Raw genomic sequence first — 19809 nt, forward strand, 5'->3', positions numbered from 1 at the left:
TGCCACGTGGCATCACTGCTTGAACGCGTCCTGCGAACCGGCGACAAGAAGACCCTGAAGCGCTTGCGCGGCTACGCCGACGCGATCAACGTCCTCGATGAGGAGTTCCGGGCCCTCAGCGACGCCGAACTGCGCGCCGAGACGGACAAGTTCAAGCAGCGCTACCAGGACGGAACGAGCCTCGACGCGCTCCTGCCCGAGGCGTTCGCCGCGGTCCGCGAGGCCTCCGGCCGGACGCTCGGCATGCGCCACTTCGACGTCCAGCTCATGGGTGGCGCGGCCCTCCACCTCGGCAACATCGCCGAGATGAAGACCGGTGAGGGCAAGACCCTCGTCGCGACGAGCCCCGCCTACCTCAACGCCCTCACGGGCGGTGGCGTCCACGTCGTGACGACCAACGACTTCCTCGCCGAGTACCAGTCGGACCTCATGGGCCGCGTCTACCGCTTCCTGGGCCTGACGAGCGGCTGCATCCTGTCCCGGCAGGATCCGGCGACGCGCCGCGAGCAGTACGCCGCCGACATCACGTACGGCACAAACAACGAGTTCGGCTTCGACTACCTGCGCGACAACATGGCCTGGTCCAAGGACGAGCTGGTCCAGCGCGGCCACCACTTCGCGATCGTCGACGAGGTCGACTCGATCCTCATCGACGAGGCCAGGACGCCGCTCATCATCTCGGGCCAGGCCCAGGGGGACGTGAACCGCTGGTTCGCCGAGTTCGCACGGCTCGTCAAGCGGCTCGACGTCGGGGACGACTACGAGGTGGACCACAAGAAGCGCACCATCGGCGTCCTGGAATCCGGGATCGAGAAGGTCGAGGACCACCTCGGCATCCACAACCTCTACGAGGCGGCCAACACGCCGCTCATCGGCTTCCTCAACAACGCCATCAAGGCCAAGGAGCTCTTCATCCGCGACAAGGACTACGTCGTGATGAACGGCGAGGTCCTCATCGTCGACGAGCACACCGGGCGCACGCTCGCCGGCCGCCGCTACAACGAGGGCATGCACCAGGCGATCGAGGCCAAGGAAGGCGTCGAGATCAAGGCCGAGAACCAGACCATGGCCACGGTCACGCTGCAGAACTACTTCCGCCTCTATTCGAAGCTCTCCGGCATGACCGGCACCGCGACGACCGAGGCCGCCGAGTTCATGGGCACCTACAAGCTCGGCGTCGTGGAGATCCCCACCAACAAGCCGATGCAGCGCAAGGACCAGCCGGACCTGATCTACAAGAACGAGATCGCGAAGTTCGAGGCCGTCGTGAAGGACATCGTCGAGCGGCACGGCGCCGGGCAGCCGGTCCTCGTGGGCACGACGAGCGTCGAGAAGAGCGAGTACCTCTCCCGCAAGCTCGCGAAGGAGGGCGTGCGGCACGAGGTCCTCAACGCCAAGCAGCATGCGCGCGAGGCCGCGATCATCGCCCAGGCCGGCAAGAAGGGCGCCGTCACGGTCGCCACCAACATGGCCGGCCGCGGCACCGACATCATGCTCGGCGGCAACGCGGAGTTCCTCGCGGTCGCGGAAATGCAGCGCCGCAACCTGGATCCGCAGGAGGACTCCGAGGAGTACGAGAAGGTGTGGGACTCGGTCTTCGAGAAGGCCAAGGCCGAGGTGGACGCCGAGGCCGAGGAGGTCCGCGCCTTCGGCGGCCTCTACGTCCTGGGCACGGAACGCCACGAGTCCCGCCGCATCGACAACCAGCTGCGCGGCCGCTCCGGCCGCCAGGGCGATCCGGGCGAGTCCCGCTTCTACCTGTCCATGACGGACGAGCTGATGCGCCGCTTCAACGCCAACGCCGCCCAGCGCATCATGAACAACCCGTCGCTGCCGGACGACATGGCGCTGGAGTCGAAGCTCGTCTCGAAGGCCATCGAGACCGCCCAGGGGCAAGTCGAGTCGACGAATGCCGAGCAGCGCAAGAACGTGCTGAAGTACGACGACGTCATGAACCGGCAGCGCGAGGCCATCTACGGGGACCGGCGCCGGATCCTCGAGGGCGACGACCTGCACGGCAAGGTCGCCCACTTCCTGGAGGACGTCGTCACCGCCATGGTCAAGGAGGCCACGACCGAGGGCCACTCGGACGATTGGGACCTCGAGCAGCTCTGGACCAACCTCAAGCAGCTCTACCCCGTCTCGATCACGATCGACGAGGTGGCCGAGGAGGGCGGCGGCCGGGGGAACCTGACCGCGGAGCTCCTGCACGAGGAGATCCTGTCCGACGCCCGCCTGCAGTACGAGGCGCGCGAGGAGAAGGTCGGCGAGGCGAACATGCGCGAGCTCGAGCGCCGCGTGGTCCTGAGCGTCATCGGGCGCAAGTGGCAGGAGCACCTCTACGAGATGGACTACCTCAAGGAGGGCATCGGCCTGCGCGCCATGGCCCAGCGCGATCCGCTGGTCGAGTACCAGCGCGAGGGCTACGTCATGTTCCAGACCATGATGGAGTCGATCCGCGAGGAGAGCATCGGCTTTCTGTTCAACCTCGAGGTCCAGGTGGCCGAGCCGGCGCCCGTGTCCCTGCCCGGAGTCACCGACGGCCGATCCGCGACCCTGGCGCCGACGCTGTCGACGCCGGGGCTCGAGGCGCCGGCGAAGCCCGCGAGCCTGCAGTACACCGCTCCGAGCGAGGACGGCGGAGCCAGTACACGCGTCGAGCGCTCGGCCCAGGAGGCCCCGGCCGGCAACCGCGCCGAGCGGCGCGGCAAGAAGGGCAAGCGCGGCTGAACCGCGGCGCGGAGCGGCCCCGGTGCCCACGGCAGGCCGTGGATGCCGGGGTCGCGGTGCGTCCGGGCACTTGCGCGCAGGGGAGAGGCCGCTAGCCGAGCTCGAGCGCGGAGACCCTCCACTGTCCCCGCCGCTGCTCGATCCGCAGCGCGGCGGCTCGGAACCGCTGGCGTTCGGTGACCACGAGCGAGGCCTCGTACACGCCGTCGGCGACGCGGCAGATCCTGGTCCGCGTCACGGCCGTGCCGCGTCGCTGCAACGCGTCGGAACCCGCCCGTGCCGCGTGGCACAGCTCCGCCCGCTCCCGCACCTTGTCCATGACCGCCGGCTCGAGCCAGCGGGACAGCTGCGCCACGGGCCGGAGGCCGGACAGCGACTCGAAGGCCACTTGGCCGACGAGGCGGGCGATCGTCGCGATCTGGCGGTTCTCGGCGCGGCGCTCGAGCTCCGCAGCCCGGGCCCGCTCCCGGGGTGGGGCGCCGCCCGCTGCGGAGCCGCCGGCGAGCGGCGAGGCGGCCGGACGCCGGGTCAGCAGGTCCTCGAAGCGGCGCGGGTGCCGCCCGCCCGGGGCGGATGACGGGGCCGCCTGGAGGCGCCGCGCGGTGATCTTGCGGGGTTCGGGGGTGCTGCTCATGATTCGCTCCTTGCGTTCTCCGGCCGGGCCGGCGGTTGGATGACGTCGATGCTTGTCGTGGGACCCGCGGGTGGGGCCAGCGTGTCTAGCGTCCGGGGCGCATCAGGATGGTCCCCACGGCCAGGAGGTCGGGATTCGGGCCGATCGTCGACTGGTTGGCCCGGTACCAGCGCGGCCATTCCCTCGCGATCTCGGCCTCGCTCGCCTCGGGACCGATGCTCCGGGCGGCGATGCTCCAGAGGGTGTCGCCCGCGAGGACGACGACGGTGCCCTCCTCCGCCGTCCGCTGCCCGCTGCCGAGCGCCGGACCGAGGGGAGCCGCGGGCCGCTCGGCACGCCAGGCGGGGTCCGGTGCCGTCGCGGGCATCGCCGCGCGGACGGTCGGGGGATGTTCGGCCGAGCGCGCCTCCCACGCGGGGGACGGGGCTCCCGTGGAGGCCGGCCGCTCGGCTCCCCACGCTGGCGACGGGGCGGCGGGGACGGCCTGCGCCGCGGGGGCGACGAGGAGGTTGGCGCCGAGGACGACGGCGGCCAGTCGCCGCACGTGGGCGGGAGCGGCGCGGCCCAGGCTTCCGGCCACGCGGAGGTGCCCGGCCCGCTGGAGGAGCACCGCGGCGACGGCCGCGGCCGCGCTCAGGACCCACCACGCGAGCACGGACAACCCCAGGGCCGAGACGGCCAAGGCGGCGCCCTGCTCGAAGCGGTCCCACGAGGTGGCCGCCTCCCGGCCGGAATCGTGCAGCGAGGCGCCGCTGAGGAGCAGGAGGATCCCCAGGGCCAGGAACGCCCCGGTGTACCCCGCATCCCGTATCCACGTCCGATCGGCCATTGCCGCCCCCTTGATGTCATTTGATCGCATTTGATGTTGATGCCTTCGTATCATTGCACTTGCCTCAACCAACTGTCTAGTCCCGGGGATGGAGGAACTCGCTAGGCTGGTCCCATGAGATGGGATTCCCTGTTCGCCGACCTGGAGGCGCAGCTGAACGGCGAGGCGGCGCGCGACCGCGTCGTCGAGATCCAGGAAATGGTCCGCGTCGAGCGCTCGCAGCTCCCGCTCGCCGGGCGGCTCGCGGGACACGAAGGCGGACTGGTCACGGTCGTGGCGCTGGGCGGCCTGCGGCTTCAGGGCACCCTGCGCCACGTGGGCGAGGGCTGGCTCGCAATCGAATCGGGTGCGGGGGAGTACCTCCTGCCGACGCCCGCGCTGCGCAGCCTCGAGGGAGTGGGTGCCCGCGTGGCGCCGGAGGGACCCCGCCGCTCCAAGGTCAGCCTGCGGATGGCCCTGCGCGCCGTGGTCCGGGACCGGGCCGTCGTCGTCCTGCACTCCCGCGACGGGGATGTCCTCGGCACCGGGACGCTGGACCATGTCGGGACGGATTACCTGCAGCTCGCCGTCCATGACGCCTCCGAGTACCGCAGATCGCCCGAGGTGCGGTCCACGCTCCTGGTTCCCCTCGGGGCGCTCGCGGCCCTGCGGCGCATCGCCTGACCCCGCTCGTCCACAGCCGGACCCGCTCCGGTTGGTGGATTGCCGCCTTGACCAATAAAGTCGATGCATGAAGCCGGCGTGTCGCCGTGCTGACAAGTCAGGGCAACGGACGCGCGTCCGGGAAACAGGGGGAAGGCCGTGTCGTCTGCAGGCAAGGCGGAGAACGAGGCGCGCAGGCTGCGCCGCCCGGGGTGGCGCGATCCGCGTCTGCTGGTCGGCATCCTGCTCATCGCCGCGTCGGTCGCCGGGGTCGTCGCCCTCGTCTCCTCGCTCGACCGCACCGCGCCGGTGTTCGTCGCCAAGGAGGACATCTCCCTGGGGGAGAAGATCGACCCCTCCCGGCTGACCGTCGCCGACGTCCGGCTCGACGGGCTCGAGGACGGCTACCTGCCCGCCGGCGACGCCTTGGACGGGCTCCAGGCCACCGAGCTGATCCGGGCCGGCGAGCTCGTGGCGCGCGGAGCCGTCGGCCGCCACGACCCCGGCAACCGCAAGCCCGTGACCATCGAGGTCGCCCAGTCCCTGCCACAGGCCGTGGTCGCCGGCAGCCGCGTGGACATCTGGGCCTCGACCCGCGACCGGGCCGCCAACGCCTACGCCGAACCCGAGCTCGTCCTGCCCGCCACGGAGGTCGCGGCGATCCGTCCCCTCGAGAGCGGCTTCGGCGCGAGCGACGGCGTCGTGCTCGAGGTGCTCGTCGAGGACTCGCGGCTCGGCGGCCTCCTCGGCGTCCTCGCCAACGACGCCCGCGTCACCGTGGTGTTCAACCCGACCGGGGAGGAACCGTGACCGTCTCGGTCGCCCTGTGGGCCGACGAGCTCGGCCTCGGCGACCGCATCGAGGCCCTGCGCGGCCGCGTGACCGTCGTCCGCAGGACCGACGAGCTGGCCGAGATCGCGGCGCTCGCCGAGTCCGGACTCGCCGATGCGGCGCTCCTGGCCGGGCCGGCCAGCGAGGTCGAGGCGCCCCTCGTCGACGCGCTCACGGGGCTCGGTGCCACCGTCGTCGTCCTCGTCGACGACGACGGGGAACGGGCGCGGCTCGCCGGCCTCGGTGCGCACTGCCTCCCCGTGGAGGCGGACGAGCATGCCGTGACGGAGCTCCTCGAACAGGAGGCCGGCCGCGGTCCGGGCCCCGTGGCGGCCGCCGGGCACCGGCCCGGGGACCGCGATGGCGCCCGGGCCGAACGCCCGAAGGGCCGGGTCGTGGCGGTCTGGGGTCCCACGGGGTCCCCGGGCCGCACCACCGTCGCGGTCAACTTCGCCGTGGAATCGGCGCAGGCCGGCCGGAGCGTCCTGCTCGTGGACGCCGACACCTACGGCGCGAGCGCCGGCGTGCACCTCGGTCTGCTCGACGAGTCCGCGGGAGCGGCGCAGCTCTGCCGGCTCGCGGACCAGGGCGTCCTGGACGCGGCCGGCTTCGAGCGCGCGTGCCCGGTCGTCGCCGTCGCCGGAACGCGGCTGCGCATCGCCACGGGGCTGCCCCGGGCCCAGCGCTGGCCCGAGCTGCGCGCGGCCGCCCTCGGGCGCGTCCTCGACTTCGCCCGCCGCCAGGTCGATCTCGTCGTCGTCGACACGTCCGCCTACCTGGAGCTCGACGAGGACCTGAGCTTCGACACCGCCGCGCCGCAGCGCAACGGCGCGGCCCTGGCGGTCCTCGAGGCCGCGGACGAGGTCGTGGCCGTGGGCCAGGCGGACAGCGTCGGCGTGCCGCGGCTGATCAAGGCGCTCGAGGCGCTGCAGGAGGTACTGCCGACGGTCCGCCCGAACATCGTCTTCAACAAGGTCAAGGGCGCCGCCCTCGGTCGCAAGCCCGAGCGCCAGCTCCGCGAGACGTGGGAGCGCTTCGGCCCCGGGCTGCCCATCACGGGCTGGTTGCCATGGGATCCCGACGCCGTCGACGCGGCCCTGCTGGCCGGCAGCGCCCTCGCCGAGTCGTTCCCCGACAGCCGCCTGCGGGCCGCGATCGCGGGCCTCGCCGGACACGGCGTCCAACGCCGCGTGGGCGCGTTCCGGCGCTGAGCGGGACGGGGGCCGGAGGGGATGTGACCCAGCCGCCGCAGGACGTTAGGCTTGCCCTTGTACATGACCGCAACGGCGCGGTCGACATCCTTCTACGGAGGCGTTCTTTGATGTCGTCGGGGTCCAGCATGGCCACAGGGTTTATCGCTGAAACACTCACTCCCACCTTTGTTGACACCTACTACGGCCACTTGGCGGACGAGGATGCGCGGGCCTATCCTCCCGGTGAGCTCGAGTCGCGCGTCGGGGCGCACCTCGAGACCGGCTTCGCGCGGCCCCGCGGCGCGGCCCGCGTCGCGATCGGAACGCACGGCTCTACGTCCGTCGTCTACGTGGTCACCGACGACATGCCCTTCCTCGTCGACTCGGTCACGGCCGAGCTGGTGCGGCAGAAGCAGGCCATCAACCTCGTCGTCCACCCCGTCTTCATCGCCCGCCGCTCCGACGGCGACGGCAGCCTGACGCGCCTCGAGGCCGTCGCGACCGCCAATCCGATCTCCAGCGGCGACACGGCCGCCCTGCCGAACCTCGCGCGCTTTATGACCGACGGCGACGGCCACTCCCAGATCGAGTCCTGGATCGCCATCGAGATCGGCGGCGAGCCGACCTCCGAGCAGGCCGCCGCGCTCGTCGAGGGCCTCGAGTCCGTCCTCGAGGACGTGCGCGTCTCCGTCGAGGACTGGCGCGCCATGCGCGCCAAGGCCCATGAGATCGCCGATTCGCTCGGCTCGGTCCGCGGAGGAGAGGACATCCCCGACCTGCGCAGCGCCGTCGAGCTGCTGCGCTGGCTCGACGACGGGAACTTCACCTTCCTCGGCTACCGCGAGTACGACCTCGCCTCCGAGGACGGCGAAGACGTCCTGCGCGTGCGCCAGGAGAGCGGCCTCGGCATGCTCCGGAAGCCGCCGTCGTCCGGGCTCATCCAGCACCTGACCGAATCCGGGCGCGCCAAGGCCCGCGAGAAGCGGGCCCTCGTCATCACGAAGGCCAACTCGCGCTCGACCGTGCACCGCGGCGTGTACCTCGACTACATCGGCGTCAAGAGCTTCGACCCCGAGGGCAACGTCAACGGAGAGCGCCGCTTCATCGGGCTCTTCGCCTCGAGCGCGTACACGCGCTCGGTGCGCAGCATCCCCGTCGTGCGGGAGAAGGTCGACGCCGTCCTGAAGGCCTCGCGCTTCGCGCCCGACTCGCACTCGGGCAAGGACCTGCTGACGATCCTCGAGTCCTACCCCCGCGACGAGCTGTTCCAGATCGAGATCCCGGACCTGCTCGAGACCGTCCTCGGGATCCTGCGCCTGCAGGAGCGCCGCCGCACGAGCCTGTTCCTGCGGCCGGACATCTACGGGCGCTTTATGTCCGCGCTCGTGTTCCTGCCCCGCGACCGCTACACGACCGCGGTCCGCCTGCGGATCGAGGAGGAGCTGAAGAAGGCCTTCTCCTCCGAGACGGTGGACTACGAGGTGCGGATGAGCGATTCCGCGCTGGTCCGCCTCTTCTACCGCATCCGCCTGCCCCGCGGTGGATCCGTCCCGGCGATCGGCCGGGCGGAGCTGGAGCCGCGGCTCGTCCGCGCCGTCCGCTCCTGGTCCGAGGGCATCGACGAGGCCGTCCGCGGCTCCTACGGCGGCGCGGAGGCCACGACGCTGTCCCGGCGCTGGGCGGAGGCCTTCCCGGCCGCCTACCGCGTCGACTTCGAGATCGAGGACGCGCTCGAGGACATCGAGCGGTTCGCGGCCCACGACGACCCCGCGCATGCGGGGCCCGTCGTCAAGGTCTACGTGCCCGCCGCGGCACGGCGCGGCCACGGGATCGACGCGCGGCTCAAGCTCTACCTGGCCGAACCGCTCTCGCTGACCCGGATCCTGCCCGTGCTGGGCAACCTCGGCCTCGAGGTGGTGGACGAGAAGCCCTTCGAGATCTCCCGCGGCGACGGCCGCAGCTTCCACTTGTACGACCTGGGCCTGCGCTACCCCGACGGCGCGGATCCGCTCGCGACGCAGGAGCTGCTCGCCGAGGCCTACGGTGCGGTCTCGCTGGGCCTGGCCGAGTCGGACGGCTTCGACCGGCTGATCCTCAAGGAAGGACTGCGCTCGCGGCAGGTCGCGATCCTGCGCAGCTACGCCAAGTACCTCCGCCAGCTGGGGATGGCCAACTCCTACGGCTTCATCGCCGACACGCTGCTGGCCAACCCCGAGGTCGCCAAGGGCCTCGTCGCGCTCTTCGAGTCCACGTTCGACCCCGGGCTCGACGACGCCGACCGCGCCGGGCGGATCGCCGCGGCGCGGGACGGACTCGACGCCGCGCTGGAGCAGGTGCCCACCCTGGACGCGGACCGCCTCCTGCGGCGCTTCGTCAACGTCATCGACGCGACGCTGCGCACGAACTACTTCCAGGGCGCCGTCCACCTCGCCTTCAAGATGTCCCCGGCACGGATCGACGGCGCGCCGTTCCCCCGGCCCAAGTACGAGATCTGGGTGTACTCCCCGGTGGTCGAGGGCGTCCACCTGCGCTTCGGCGAGGTGGCCCGCGGAGGACTGCGCTGGTCCGACCGGCGCGAGGACTTCCGCACCGAGATCCTGGGCCTGGTCAAGGCGCAGATGGTCAAGAACGCCGTGATCGTCCCCACGGGGGCCAAGGGCGGCTTCTTCGCGAAGCAGCTCCCGGACCCGGCGGTGGACCGGAACGCCTGGATGGAGGCGGGCAAGGCCGCCTACCGGATCTTCATCCGCGCGCTGCTCGAGATCACGGACAACATGGTCGCCGTGGACGGGGTCGAGACCGTGGTCCCGCCGCGCGACGTCGTGCGGCTCGACGGCGACGACACCTACCTCGTCGTCGCCGCGGACAAGGGAACGGCGAGCTTCTCCGACATCGCCAACGAGATCTCGCTCGAACTGGGCCACTGGCTCGGCGACGCGTTCGCCTCCGGAGGCTCGATCGGCTACGACCACAAGGCCATGGGCATCACGGCCCGCGGCGCGTGGGAATCCGTCCGCCGCCACTTCACCGAGCTGGACCTCGACACCCAGTCCGAGGAGTTCACGGTCGTCGGCATCGGTGACATGAGCGGCGACGTCTTCGGCAACGGCATGCTGCGCTCGCGCCACATCAAGCTCGTCGCGGCGTTCGACCACCGGCACATCTTCCTCGACCCGGACCCCGATCCCGAGGCGTCCTTCGTCGAGCGGGAGCGGCTCTTCGCCCTGCCCCGCTCGAGCTGGGAGGACTACGACGCCGCGCTGCTCAGCGCCGGCGGCGGCATCTACCCGCGCCACGCCAAGACGATCCCGGTCTCCGACGAGGTCCGGGCCGTGCTCGGGCTCCCGGACGGCACGACGTCGCTGACCCCCCCGGAGCTGCTCCGCTCCATCCTCGCCGCGCCGGTCGACCTCCTCTACAACGGCGGCATCGGCACCTACGTCAAGGCATCGGCGGAGACCCACGCCGAGGTCGGGGACCGCGCCAACGACTCGATCCGCGTCGACGGCTCCCAGCTGCGCGCCCGCGTCGTGGGGGAGGGCGGCAACCTGGGCATGACCCAGCTCGGCCGCATCGAGGCCGCGCTCAACGGCGTCATCCTCAACACCGACGCGATCGACAACTCCGCCGGCGTCGACTGCTCCGACCACGAGGTGAACATCAAGATCCTCGTCGACCGGCTCGTCGCCGCCGGCCGGCTCGACGCCGCGGAACGCGCGGGCTTCCTCGCGTCCATGACGGACGAGGTCTCGCGGCTCGTGCTGCGCACCAACGTCGACCAGAACATCCTGCTCGTCAACGACAAGCAGAAGCTCACCGAGTGGTCCCCGAGCTTCGAACGGCTCATGGACTGGCTCGAGCGCTCGGCGGACCTGGACCGGGAGATCGAGTTCCTGCCGTCGTCGACCGAGCTGGAGGAGCGCCGTGCCGCCGGCCAGAGCCTGACGGCACCGGAGCTGTCCGTCCTCGTCGCGTACGCGAAGATCCAGCTCGCCACGGCCCTCGCGGCCAGCGACCTGGCCGACGACCCGTACTTCGACCGCACCCTGCTGGACTACTTCCCGCCGCAGTTGAGCGAGCGCTTCCCGGAGGAGGTGCTGGCCCACCCGCTGCGCCGGGAGATCATCTCGACGGTCGTCGCCAACGACGTCGTGAACCTCGGCGGCATCACGTACGCCTTCCGCACCATGGAGGAGACGAGCGCGCCCGAGGCCATCGTCGCGCGGGCGTTCACCGCGCTGCGCGAGATCTTCGACCTGGATTCCTTCATGGAGCAGGTCAAGGAGCTGCCGGCCCACTTCCCGACCGAGCGCTGGTGCCAGATCCAGCTGGACATGCGCCGCCTGCTGGACCGGGCGACGCGCTGGTTCATCGCCCACGTGGGCCGCGGCAGCTCGGTGCAGGAGGACATCGACGCGTTCCGCGAGACCGTCCTGGAGCTGCGCGCCGAGCTCGGGACGCTGCTCCGCGGCCGCGACGCCGCGCGCGTGGCCGAGTGGCGCGGGGAGGCGCTGTCCTGGGGACTGCCCGAGCCGCTCGCCGAGCGCTGGGCCCAGCAGTTCGAGAGCTACGCGCTGCTCGACGTCACGCTCGCGGCCCGCGAGGCCGGGCTGCCGGCCCGGGAGGTCGCCGAGGTCTACTACGTGGTCTTCGACCGCTTCGGCGTGGATCCGCTCCTCGAGCGCATCACCAAGCTGCCGCGCGGGGACCGGTGGGAGGCGCTGGCCCGTGCGGCCCTGCGCGACGACCTGTACTCGACCGCCGTCGACATCACCCAGGCCGCGATCGCCGCGGCGCCGGACGAGGCGGACCCCGTGGCGCGGCTCGAGGCGTGGGAGGAGCGCAATGCCGACAACCTCGGCCGCGTGAAGAGCATGTTCGACGAGGTCAACAGCCTCGAACGCGACGACATGGCCTCCCTGTCCGTGGCCCTGCGTCTGCTGCGCTCGATCGTCCGGAGGTAGCTTGGCCACGTTCACCGATCCCGTCCGGGAACACGCCGAGTTCGGGCCGGGCGACGAGGAATGGCTGCACCTCCTCGTCGGCGATTGGCAGCTCGTCGCCGACCTCGCGTTCGCCGACCTGGTGCTGTGGCACCCGGGCCCGGACGGGACCTACGTCGCGCTCGCGCACGTGCGGCCGTCGACGAGCCACACGGTGTTCCACACCGACTTCGTGGGCGAGCGGATCCGCATGGACCTCAAGCCCCTCGTCGACGAGGCCTTCCGCACGGGCGTGGTCCAGCGCGCGGGGGAGGACCACGACGGGATCGGGACCGGCATGCGGGTCGAGGCCGTCCCGATGCGGCGCAACGGGCGCTCGCTCGCCGTCGTCACGTGCCACTCGGACCTCGGCGGGACGCGCCTGCCCTCGCGGCTCGAGCTGACCTACCGCAAGTGCGCGCAGGACCTCTTGAAGATGTCCTCGCAGGGCCTGTGGCCGGACTTCTCGATGCCCACCGGTTCCCGCAGGGGCGCGCCACGCGTCGGCGACGGGATGATCCGGCTGGACGCCGACGGGATCGTGCAGTACGCGAGCCCCAACGGGGTCTCCGCGTACCGGCGCCTCGGCGGCATCGACGGGCTCGAGGGCCGCTCGCTGGCCGAGGTCACGACGGGGCTGCTCAAGGACCGCCGGCTCGTGGACGAGTCGCTTCCGCTCGTCGTCACGGGCAAGATGCCGTGGCGCACGGAGGTCGAATCGCGCGGCGTGAGCCTGTCGCTGCGCGCCATCCCGTTGCGTGACGGCACCACTCGCTACGGGGCGATCGTGCTGTGCCGCGACGTGACGGAGCTGCGCCGCCGCGAGATGGAGCTCGTGTCCAAGGACGCCACGATCCGCGAGATCCACCACCGCGTGAAGAACAACCTCCAGACGGTGGCGGCGCTCTTGCGGATGCAGTCGCGGCGCATGCAGTCGGAGGAGGGCCGCCTGGGGCTGGACCAGGCGATGCGCCGGGTCGCGACGATCGCGCTCGTGCACGAGACCCTGTCGCAGGGGCTGACGCAGAACGTGGACTTCGACGAGCTGATCGACCGCCAGTTCAGGCTCGCGGCCGAGGTCGCCTCGCCGGGGCAGGTCGTGCGCACGGAGCGGACGGGCAGCTTCGGCGGCCTGCCGAGCGAGCTGGCCACGCCGCTCTCGCTCGTCATCAACGAGCTCGTCTCCAACGCCGTCGAACACGGGCTCGGGGAGCGGGACGGCACGGTCTCGCTGGGGGCCGAGCGGCGGACGGATCCGGATGGGACCCCCCGCCTCTCCGTCACGGTCGAGGACGACGGCGTGGGCCTCGACGGCCAGCCGGGCCACGAGGGCCTCGGCCTGCAGATCGTGCGCACGCTCGTGACCTCCGAGCTCGCCGGCAGCATCGCCTGGGCGAAGCGCCCCGGGGGCGGGACCCGCGTCGTCCTCGACCTGCCGGTCGCCGCGGCCTGAGCCGGGGGACGGCGCGGAGGACGACGCCGGGGCCGCGCCCGCGTGCCCGGGCGTCGGGCATGCGGCCCGGGCCTCCGCCCACCCACGACGCGCGGCGGGACGGCGACGCCACGCGACCCGGTTGCCGCGATCCGTGAAGGCGGGCCCCGACGCGCCGACGGCGGGGCTCCCGGGGGAGCCCCGCCGTCGTACGGGATCCAGCGGCCGGAGACGGCCCCAGGACCTACTTGAAGGTCTTCTGGTGCGCCAGGACGCTGGCCACGTAGCGCTTGGTGTCGCTGTACATGCCGTTGCGCTTCACGGAGCCGGCCCCCTGGTAGTAGGAGGCGATGCCAATCTCCTTCGTCGCGCTCGTGCGCTGCAGGGAGCGGATGATCGCGACGCCGGCCACGGCGTTGTCGTGCGGGTCGAGCAGGTCCAGCTGGCGGCCGACGAGCTGCGAGGCCCATTCGCCCGACGTGGGGATGACCTGCATGGCGCCGATCGCATTGGCCGGGGAGACCGCGGCCATGTTGAACCCGGACTCCTGGTAGGCGTGCGCGAGCGCGAGGGACGGATCGACGCCCATCGAGTTCGCAGTGCTGACGATGATCTGCTTCATCTGCTCGCGGTTGGGCAGATTGCGGGAGAGCAGCTCGTACTTGTTGTCGTTGGCCGACTTCACGGTGGACGCCGGGTACTTGTAGTGCAGGAACGTGCTCGGGACCAGCTGCGGCCGGGCCTCCGTGGAGGACGAGGACGTCGAGGAGACCGTGCCGCCGCTGATCGTGAGCTTGCGGCCCGGGTGGATGACGGTGGTGCTGCTGAGGTTGTTGGCCTGCAGGAGGACCGAGAGCGCGATGTTGTGCCGGGAGGCGATCCCGGAGAGCGTGTCGCCGGAGACGACGGTGTAGGTCTTGGCGGCCGGTGCGGGCGCCGCGGCCGCGGGGGCCTTGGCCGCCGGTGCCTTCGCCGCGGGGGCCGGGGTGGAGGACGCGGGGGCGTTGCCCACGGTCAGCTTCTGTCCGGGGCGGATGATGTCGGTGGCCTTGATGTTGTTCGCCGACAGGATCGTGGCGAGGGAGACCTTGTGGCGTGCCGCGATGTGGGAGAGCGTGTCGCCGGCGACCACGGTGTAGGTCTTCGCGGCCGGCGCAGCGGCCGGGGTGGCGGCCTTGGCCGCGGGGGCCGCGGTGGAGGTGCCCTTGAGCTTGATGACCTGGCCGGGGCGGATGATGTCCGTGGCCTTGATGTTGTTGGCCTTCAGGATCGTGGCGAGGGAGACCTTGTGGCGGGCCGCGATGTGCGAGAGCGTGTCGCCGCTGCGGACCACGACGCTCGCGGGCACCGAGGCGGCGACCGTCAGGCGGGTGGGAACGGCGGCCGCGACGCGGTCCGCGGCGATCCGCTGCTGCGCCGCGGCGATGTTGGCCGCGGACGCCGCCTTCGGGGCCAGGACCGTGGTCGTCGCGGGGGCGGCCGTGGCCGGCGCGGCGGCGAGCCCGGACAGGACGACGGCGGGGATCGCCGCGGCCGCGACGGCTCCGCTCATCCCGAGGGCGCGGTGGGTCCGGGTGCTGATCTGGTCTGGGCGTGTGGCACGCGGGTGAGCAGTGCGGGGCTCTGGCATGGAAGGGTCCTCTGTTCAGGGCGGCAGCGGCCGACCAGCCACCAGACGGCGCCAGGCAGGGCGCCAGTTGCCTGTGTGACCAGTGTTGCAAGTGTGACTTGAGAGAATCTACACGATGCACGGCTAACACAAAAGCCCGTTTGAACTGGTCATGGGGTGCATTCGGCGTGTTCAACGTCCCCGATGTGGCACCCTAAGGGGGTGAGTACTCTCGAAGAACGCGTCTCCGAATGGCTGTCCCTCCCCGAGGCCGCAGAGCAGCTGGGGCTTCCCCTGAAGAAGGTGCACAGCCTGATCGACGACCGCTCGGTCGTCGCGCACCGCATCGGCGACAACAAGATCCGGGCCATCCCCGCGGCCTTCATCCAGGACGGGCACCTCGTGGACAGCCTCAAGGGCACCATCACGGTCCTCGTGGACTCGGGCTTCAGCGGCGAGGAGCTGCTGGCGTGGCTCTTCACGGAGGACGAGTCGCTCGGCGGCAGTCCCATCCAGGCGCTGCGCGAGGGGCGGAAGACGGAGATCAGGCGGCGCGCCCAGGCCCTCGCCTGGTAGGACCCGCTGGCGGGCCTACTTGACCCGGGTGATGGCGGCCTCGCCGAGCGCGCGGAGCGCCGCGCGGTGGGCCTCGTCCACGGGCATGGCCTCGAGCGCGGCGAAAGCCTGCGCGGAGAGCCCGGCGATCGACGCCTCGGTGGCCTCCAGCGCTCCCGCCCCGCGCAGGATGTCCCGGAGCCTGGCGACCTCCCCGTCGGTGAGGTCCTCGGCGCCGAGCCGGGCGTTGATGAAGTCGCGGTCGGCGGGCGGGGACATCATGACCGCGTGGGCCACGAGCTCGGTCCGCTTCCCCTCGCGCAGGTCGTCGCCCGCCGGCTTGCCCGTCTGGGCGGGATCGCCGAAGACGCCCAGGATGTCGTCGCGCAGCTGGAACGCCTCGCCGAGCGGCAGCGCGTAGGCGGAGTACGCGGCGAGCAGCTCGTCGGAGGCCCCGGCCAGGGCGCCGCCCAGCAGCAGGGGGTTCTCGGCCGAGTACTTCGCCGACTTGTAGCGCAGGATGCGCCGTGCGCGGCCGGCCGCCTCGGCGGGATCCTGCGACGGGCCTGCCGACTCCTCCAGGACGTCCAGGAACTGGCCGGCCATGACCTCGGTGCGCATGCGGTCGAAGATCTCCCGGGCCGCCGGGCGCAGGGGATGGATGGTCCCGAACAGCTGTTCGCTGAAGGACAGGCAGAGGTCCCCGGCCAGCACGGCCGCCGCCTCGCCGAAGCGGCCGGCATCGCGCTGCCACCCGCTGCCGCGGTGGATCGCCTCGAATCGCCGGTGCATGCTGGGGCGGCCGCGGCGGGTGTCGGAGCGGTCGATCAGGTCGTCGTGGATCAGCGCCGCGGCCTGGAAGAGCTCGAGCGCGGCCCCGGCCTGGACGATGAGCGGATCGCCCGGATCGCCTCCGGCGCCGGCGAAGCCCCAATAGGCGAAGCGGGGGCGCATCCGCTTGCCCCCGCGCACGAGTTCCTGCAGGCCCACGATGAGTTCGCCGGCCGGTTCCGCGATGTCCCGGATGGCCCGCAGCTGCCCGTCGAGGAACGCCGTCAGGGCGCCGTCGACCGCCTCGGCGTAGCGGGAGGCATCGGGCCGGGGGAGTGTGGTGTCCACGGAGGGGTCGCTCATGTCATCCATCTGCCTCAAGGGTGGGACGCCCCGCGGGGGCCGGGCATCGTACCCCTCTACTGTAGCGATCCGTTTCCGTCGGGGGCCGCGCCTACCATGGGAGGATGACCGGAACCGAGCGACTCCGCGCCGTCCTGCACGTGGACATGGACGCGTTCTTCGTCTCGGTCGAGCTCCTCGACCGCCCCGAGCTGCGGGGCCGCCAGGTCATCGTGGGGCACCCGGCGGGCCGCTCCGTGGTCCTCTCGGCCTCCTATGAATGCCGGGCGCTCGGAGTGCGCTCGGCCATGCCGATGGCGGTCGCCCTGCGGCTCGCGCCCCACGCCGTTGTGCTCGAGCCACGGCATGCGGGCTACTCGGCGGTGTCACGGCGCATCATGGACCTCTTCCGAGAGATCACGCCGCTCGTGGAGCCGGTCAGCGTCGACGAGGCCTTCCTCGACGTCACGGGGAGCCAGCGGAGGCTGGGGCATCCCGCGGCCATCGGGACGCTCATCCGGCGCCGGCTGAGGGACGAGCTGGGCCTGCCGGCCAGCGTGGGAGTGGCGCGGAACAAGTTCGTGGCCAAGGTGGCCTCCACGCGTGCCAAGCCGGACGGGCTCCTCGTGGTGGAGCCGGCGCGCACGGTCGAGTTCCTCCAGGCCCTTCCCGTGACGGCGCTGTGGGGCGTCGGGGCGAAGACGGCGGCCGTCCTCGAACGCGCCGGCCTGGCGACCGTCCGGGACCTCGCCCAGATGCCGCGCCCGGCCCTGGAGAAGATGCTCGGCGTCCAGGGGGCCCACTTGCACGACCTCGCCTGGGGGCTCGACGACCGGGCGGTCGAACCCGTGCGGGAGGAGAAGAGCATCGGCGCCGAGGAGACGTTCGCCGAGGACACGCGCGAGGCCGGCCGGCTGCACCGGGAGCTCCTGCGGCTCTCGCACCGCGTGGCCGAGCGCCTGCGGGATGCGGGGCGCGAGGCCGGCACCGTGGCCCTGAAGCTTCGCTACGCCGACTTCTCGACGCTCTCCCGCAGCCGTCGACTCACCCAGCCCACGGACTCGGCGGCGGAGATCGGCGCCGCCGCGCGGGGCCTGCTGGACTCGCTCGCCCCGCTGCCCCAGGCCGTGCGGCTGATTGGTGTGCGGGCCGAACAGCTGCACGAATCGGGCGGCGCCTACCAGCTCACGTTCAACCGCAGCGACGCCAACTGGCGCCAGGCCGAGGCCGCCATGGACCAGGTGCGGGCCCGGTTCCCCGGACAGCGCGTCCGCCCCGCGGCCCTGTTGCCGGACGGGGAGGGCACCCCCGGCGGTCCTTCCCCCACGGACCCCGTCCGGGGGGACGAGGGGACGGGCTGACGCGGTGCGGGGCCGCCGGCTGCGCCGGCGGGGTCCTTCGACTACCGCGGGGGACGGATCCGGGACTATCCTTGAGGAACCAGCAGGAACCCCGTCACATACGGGGGGATTGACCGGCCGGAACAACACCGGCGGGAACGACGTTGAATAGGGTAAGGGGCCGTAGGCGGCCCGCACGCCACCAGGGGAACGGGGAAGGGACCATGCCGCTTTCCGAACACGAGCAGCGCCTGCTCGAGCAGTTGGAGAAGCAACTGCATGAGGACCACCGCTTCGCGTCGTCCATGAAGTCCAACACGTCCCCGGGCGGGTATTCGACCCGCAACATCGCCATTGGCGCGCTGCTGGCCGTCGTGGGCATCGTCGTCCTGATCCTGGGCGTTTCGAGCCAGTGGATCCCGGTCGGAGTCGTCGGCTTCGCCTTGATGTGCGGAGGCGTCTACATCGCCGTTTCGCGCAACGCGCTCGGCGGCGGCTCGAAGGCCCCGAAGAACGCGGGCGCCAAGAGCTCCTTCATGGCGGACCTCGAATCGCGCTGGGACGCGCGCCGCCGCGACGACCAGTAACCCCGGGCGTCCGGGCCCCAGGGCGCGGTCGTAGAGCAGACGGAAGGCAGGACCCGACGGGTCCTGCCTTCCGTCGTCTCCGGGTGACTTGGCACCCCGCCACGGCTTCCTCCACCTTCCGCCGCGGGTCCGCCGCTCCCCGGCCCGGACTCCTCCACTTCCCACCACGGGTGACTCCGCACCCCGCCACGGGTCCCTCCCTTTCCCACCACGGGACCCTCCACTTCCCTCCCCGGAGGGCCCGATGCCGCCCTCCGGGGCCCCAGGGGGCTCCTGCGAGCCGCGATGTGCGGCACCGGGATCCCTGGTGCGCCCGGCCGGCGCGAAATTCCCTCCACTTCCCACCACCTCGATTCATCCGCGGAATCACGCGGATCCGGAGGGACTATCTCATTAACGGTGTATCCGGCGGTTTCTTTTAGTAGCTTTCAGCGGCCGGGAATCGGTCGCTGAAAGTGATGGCGAAGGCGTTCAAAGCGGGCTTCCAACGCACGGCCCATCGGGTCTTGCCGGCACCGGTCGGATCGAGGGATCGGGTGACCAGATACAGGCACTTTAGCGCAGCCTGCTCGGTGGGGAAATGACCCCGGGCCTTCACGGCGCGCCGGTACCTGGCGTTGAGGGATTCGATCGCATTGGTCGAGCAGATCACGCGCCGGATTTCCACGTCATAGTCCAGGAACGGGATGAACTCCTCCCACGCGTTCTCCCACAGCCGCACGATGGCCCCGTATTTCTTGCCCCAGCGCTCGGTGAGCTCCTCGAACGCCGCCCTGGCGGCCGCAGCGTTCACGGCGGTGTAGATGGGCTTCACGTCCCGTTTGAGCGCGTCCCAGTCCTTCTTCGAGGCCAGGCGGAAGGTATTGCGGATCAGGTGGATGATGCAGGTCTGCACGGTTGTCAGCGGCCAGACGTTGGTGACGACTTCGGGCAGGCCTTTGAGGCCGTCGCAGACCAGGAAGAAGGTGTCTTTCACGCCGCGGTTCTTGATGTCGGTGAGCACGCTCATCCAGAACTTCGCGCCCTCACCGCCGGTGCCGGCCCACAGGCCGAGGATGTCCTTCTCACCCTCCAGCGTCACGCCGATCGCGGCGTAGACGGGCCGGTTGGCGACCTGCCCGTCGCGGACCTTGACGACGATGGCGTCGATGAAGATCGCCGCGTAGACCTCATCCAGCGGCCGGTTTTGCCACGCGGCCATCTCGTCGAGCACCCTGTCGGTGATCCGCGAGACGGTCTCCTTTGACACGGACGCACCGTAGATCTCGGCGAAGTGCGCGCTGATTTCCCCGGTGGTCAGGCCCTTGGCATAGAGCGACAGGACCATCTCAT

General features: G+C 71.4%; 14 protein-coding genes. 9 read left to right on the forward strand and 5 right to left on the reverse strand.

Annotated elements, in window-relative coordinates; all coding sequences use genetic code 11:
• The first annotated feature begins 6 nt into the window (after window positions 1-6).
• On the forward strand, window positions 7-2730 hold the full coding sequence (gene secA, locus ACQ3I4_RS07600) for a preprotein translocase subunit SecA (RefSeq protein ID WP_430633237.1): 2724 nt from the start codon (window positions 7-9) through the stop codon (window positions 2728-2730).
• A gap of 91 nt (window positions 2731-2821) precedes the next feature.
• On the opposite strand, the gene ACQ3I4_RS07605 is transcribed toward secA, so the two are convergent.
• Together ACQ3I4_RS07605 and ACQ3I4_RS07610 are read right to left on the reverse strand one after the other, a co-directional pair.
• Window positions 2822-3364: an Rv3235 family protein gene (locus ACQ3I4_RS07605; RefSeq protein WP_329860247.1), complete on the reverse strand. Its 543-nt coding sequence runs from the start codon at window positions 3362-3364 to the stop codon at window positions 2822-2824.
• A gap of 85 nt (window positions 3365-3449) precedes the next feature.
• On the reverse strand, window positions 3450-4193 hold the full coding sequence (locus ACQ3I4_RS07610; protein WP_329860245.1) for a LysM peptidoglycan-binding domain-containing protein: 744 nt from the start codon (window positions 4191-4193) through the stop codon (window positions 3450-3452).
• A 114-nt stretch (window positions 4194-4307) separates the two neighbouring features.
• Between ACQ3I4_RS07610 and ACQ3I4_RS07615 the strand changes: the two genes are divergently transcribed.
• From ACQ3I4_RS07615 to ACQ3I4_RS07635, 5 genes are all read left to right on the forward strand, one after another.
• Window positions 4308-4856, forward strand: a complete 549-nt coding sequence (locus tag ACQ3I4_RS07615) for a hypothetical protein (RefSeq protein WP_430633238.1) — start codon at window positions 4308-4310, stop codon at window positions 4854-4856.
• 138 nt (window positions 4857-4994) lie between these two features.
• A complete protein-coding gene (locus ACQ3I4_RS07620) occupies window positions 4995-5645 on the forward strand; it encodes an SAF domain-containing protein (protein WP_329860243.1) in 651 nt (216 codons plus the stop codon).
• Complete coding sequence (locus tag ACQ3I4_RS07625) at window positions 5642-6877, forward strand: AAA family ATPase (protein WP_430633239.1); 1236 nt, start codon at window positions 5642-5644, stop codon at window positions 6875-6877. The genes ACQ3I4_RS07620 and ACQ3I4_RS07625 overlap by 4 nt, the downstream gene beginning before the upstream one ends.
• Window positions 6878-6987: 110 nt before the next feature.
• On the forward strand, window positions 6988-11823 hold the full coding sequence (locus ACQ3I4_RS07630) for an NAD-glutamate dehydrogenase (protein WP_430633240.1): 4836 nt from the start codon (window positions 6988-6990) through the stop codon (window positions 11821-11823).
• A 1-nt stretch (window position 11824) separates the two neighbouring features.
• The gene (locus tag ACQ3I4_RS07635; RefSeq protein WP_329860239.1) at window positions 11825-13294 is read left to right on the forward strand and encodes a sensor histidine kinase; all 1470 of its coding nucleotides are present in this window, start codon (window positions 11825-11827) and stop codon (window positions 13292-13294) included.
• Window positions 13295-13517: 223 nt separating this feature from the next.
• Here ACQ3I4_RS07635 and ACQ3I4_RS07640 read toward each other — a convergent pair whose 3' ends face one another.
• Window positions 13518-14903 (reverse strand): LysM peptidoglycan-binding domain-containing protein, encoded by a 1386-nt coding sequence (locus ACQ3I4_RS07640; protein ID WP_329860238.1) that lies wholly within the window; start codon window positions 14901-14903, stop codon window positions 13518-13520.
• 183 nt (window positions 14904-15086) lie between these two features.
• Here ACQ3I4_RS07640 and ACQ3I4_RS07645 point away from each other — a divergent pair, with 183 nt between their 5' ends.
• The gene (locus tag ACQ3I4_RS07645; protein ID WP_430633241.1) at window positions 15087-15458 is read left to right on the forward strand and encodes an Rv2175c family DNA-binding protein; all 372 of its coding nucleotides are present in this window, start codon (window positions 15087-15089) and stop codon (window positions 15456-15458) included.
• A 15-nt stretch (window positions 15459-15473) separates the two neighbouring features.
• On the opposite strand, the gene ACQ3I4_RS07650 is transcribed toward ACQ3I4_RS07645, so the two are convergent.
• Complete coding sequence (locus ACQ3I4_RS07650) at window positions 15474-16571, reverse strand: polyprenyl synthetase family protein (RefSeq protein ID WP_329860235.1); 1098 nt, start codon at window positions 16569-16571, stop codon at window positions 15474-15476.
• Window positions 16572-16675: 104 nt separating this feature from the next.
• Between ACQ3I4_RS07650 and dinB the strand changes: the two genes are divergently transcribed.
• Entirely contained in the window at window positions 16676-17911 is a 1236-nt protein-coding gene (gene dinB / locus ACQ3I4_RS07655; RefSeq protein ID WP_430633242.1) for a DNA polymerase IV, read from the forward strand.
• A gap of 203 nt (window positions 17912-18114) precedes the next feature.
• Window positions 18115-18477 carry a DUF3040 domain-containing protein gene (locus ACQ3I4_RS07660; protein WP_430633243.1) on the forward strand — a complete coding sequence of 121 codons (363 nt, stop codon included), beginning with the start codon at window positions 18115-18117 and terminating at the stop codon, window positions 18475-18477.
• A gap of 418 nt (window positions 18478-18895) precedes the next feature.
• Here the strand turns inward: ACQ3I4_RS07660 and ACQ3I4_RS07665 are convergent.
• Window positions 18896-19809: IS256 family transposase (locus tag ACQ3I4_RS07665; protein ID WP_430632801.1), on the reverse strand; the 914-nt coding region annotated here is incomplete at its 5' end.

Origin of the sequence: Zafaria sp. Z1313 (assembly GCF_050563205.1) — a bacterium.
Taxonomy (GTDB): Bacteria; Actinomycetota; Actinomycetes; order Actinomycetales; family Micrococcaceae; genus JAZDCJ01.